Source organism: Stenotrophomonas sp. P5_A8, from assembly GCF_056400545.1.
Window position 1 is genome coordinate 1 of record NZ_JBFULB010000461.1, and the last position, 2,340, is coordinate 2,340.

The 2,340-nt window shown below is 64.3% G+C and carries 2 protein-coding genes; both read right to left on the reverse strand.

Annotated elements, in window-relative coordinates; genetic code table 11:
- Nucleotides 1-502: extracellular solute-binding protein (locus AC1DQP_RS19555; protein ID WP_478052307.1), on the reverse strand; the 502-nt coding region annotated here is incomplete at its 3' end.
- Nucleotides 503-529: 27 nt separating this feature from the next.
- Complete coding sequence (locus tag AC1DQP_RS19560) at nucleotides 530-2,164, reverse strand: glucoamylase family protein (RefSeq protein WP_478052306.1); 1,635 nt, start codon at nucleotides 2,162-2,164, stop codon at nucleotides 530-532.
- Nucleotides 2,165-2,340 lie beyond the last annotated feature (176 nt).

Here is a 2,340-nt window from a genome sequence, read left to right on the forward strand (position 1 = left end):
TCATCTCGTTCCACTCCGCCCAGGTGCGCGGGGGGTGGTCGTAGCCGGCCTGGGCCAGCAGGTCCTTGCGGTAGTACAGCAGGCGCGTATCGACATACCACGGCACCCCGACCAGCTCGTCATGCACGACGTTGGTGTCCCAGATGCCCTGGAAGTAGTCGGCCGGATCCACCACCTTGGACTGGGCCACGTACGGCTGCAGCGGCACCAACGTGTTGAGCTCGGCGAACTCGGGGATCCAGGTATTGCCGAGCTGGCACACGTCCGGCAGCCCGTCGGCGGCGAAGGCGGTCAACAGCTTCTCGTGCGCGGCCGTCCATGGGATGTTCTGCACATCGACGTGGATACCGGGATTTTCCGCTTCGAACTCGCTGATCAGGCCGCTGACCACCTCGGCCTCGCGGCCCATCGCCCAGAAGCGCACGGTGACCCCTTCGGGCTCCTTGCGACAGCCACCCAGCAACACGCTGCCGACCAGCAGCAGGAACAGACTCAGACCCAGCGTGGGGCGCGACGACAATGGCACTGCTTACTTCCCCTGCTGCTGGTTGCGGTTCGTATTGGAACTGTTCTTCTGTTCCTGGGCCGCTGCCGCGCGCGATTCGGCGATGCCGACCGAGCGCGCCGAGGCCGCCTTTTCATCTTTCTGCAGTTCCATCGGCTGGTCCTCGCCTTCGGGGGTCAACCAGCCACCGCTGAAGCCGGCCCGTTCCAGGCCCCTGCGGATGTGCACGTTCTTCTTCATCACGTCCCAGACGAAATCGTTCCGGTAGTTGGCGATCATGGTCAGGATCGGGCCCTGGTCGATGCCGATGTAGTCACTGGCCACCCAGCCGCGGTCGGGCACCAGCCGACCGGTCTTGATCGGGATGTCGTAGTTGAAGCTGGGATTGAACGAATCCAGGAACCCGTAGCTGGAATAGATGTAGTCGCCGTAGCGCTTGTGCAATTCCAGCGTGGCCGGGATCACTTCTTCCGGGGCGAACACCACCGAGGCGATGGCCGCGGTCGGGGCGATCGTGCCGTCGTCGAAGTTTTCGCGCAGGCCGGCGCCGCGCGAGGAGTAATGGCGGAACTGACGCTGCTCGCCGCGGTACTCCTGGGTGGTGTTCTGCGGACCATCGCTGGCGGTCAGGCCCCACACGTTTTCGCCATAGTCCTTCCAGTTCATCGGATTGGCGATGGCGTACTCGCGCTGGGCCAGCGCGGCCGAGCGGCTGTTGAGGAAGTAGGTGCTGCCGCGCTCGCGCATGTAGGCATCCTGGATGTCACGGAAGTCCACCCACACATGCGTGTACTGATGGCCGAACAACGGCCCGAAGGACAGGTATTCCTGGCCCTGGTAGACGCCCCAGTCGTTGTCGTAGGTGCGCGTCCACACCGTCCAGGCATCCGGGCTGACCGGATGGGTCGGCGAGCCGAGCGCGAGGATGTAGACCATCATCGCCTCGTTGTAGCCCATCCAGTCGTGGTCGATGAAGCCGCTCTCGGGGAACCAGCCCATCGAGATCAGCGGCGCGCGCTGCTGCAGCCACGGCCAGTCCACGCGCTTGTACAGGGTCTCGGCGATGTCGCGGATTTCCTTCTCGCGCGAATCGTCACCGGTGTAGTACGACTGGGCAAACAGCACGCCCATCATCAGCAGCGCGGTGTCCACGCTGGAGAGCTCCACCCAGCTGTCGTAGCGCGCGCCCTTCTGCATGTCCAGGAAGTGGTAGTAGAAGCCCTTGTAGCCGCCCTTGCCGGTGCGCTGCGGCCCCATCGGCAGGTCGCGGAAGAACTTCAGCGTCAGCAGGGTGCGGTCCACGGCCTGGGTACGGCTGACCCAGCCGTTCTCCACGCCGATCGGATAGGCGGTAAGCGCGTAACCGACCGAGGCGATGCTGGCGAACGGACGCGAGGGATAGCGGTCCGGGCTGAGGCCATTGACTTCGTTGGTGGTGTCCCAGAAGAACTGGAACGTGCGGCGCTCGATATCGTCAAACAGCGGCGGCAGCTCGGGCTTCATCGGGCGCGGCGGCACGTCAGCCTCGACCAGGATGACCGGCGGCTTCGGCTTTTCGGGCTTGTCCGGCGCCTGCTTCTGGCAACCGGCGACGGCCACGGAGAGCAACGCCAGCGACACCATCCGAGATGCATTCATCGACCACCACCTTTTGCGCATGTTCGTGCTGCAGAGCATAGCCTCAACCAAGCTGAAATCGTTTACAGATCACGATCAAAAAAAATCCGCCAGAGCGGACCGTCTGCGTACCGACCAACGGTCGGCACCTACCGCACACGCGCTTGCCCATCCGTGGACGGCAAGCGCCTGTACAGTCCCGCCGGCCGGCCCAAGCC

Bases quoted from the DNA above. Each gene is read 5' to 3' on its own strand.
- AC1DQP_RS19560 (WP_478052306.1), bottom strand. From the start codon at position 2,164: ATGCGCAAAAGGTGGTGGTCGATGAATGCATCTCGGATGGTGTCGCTG.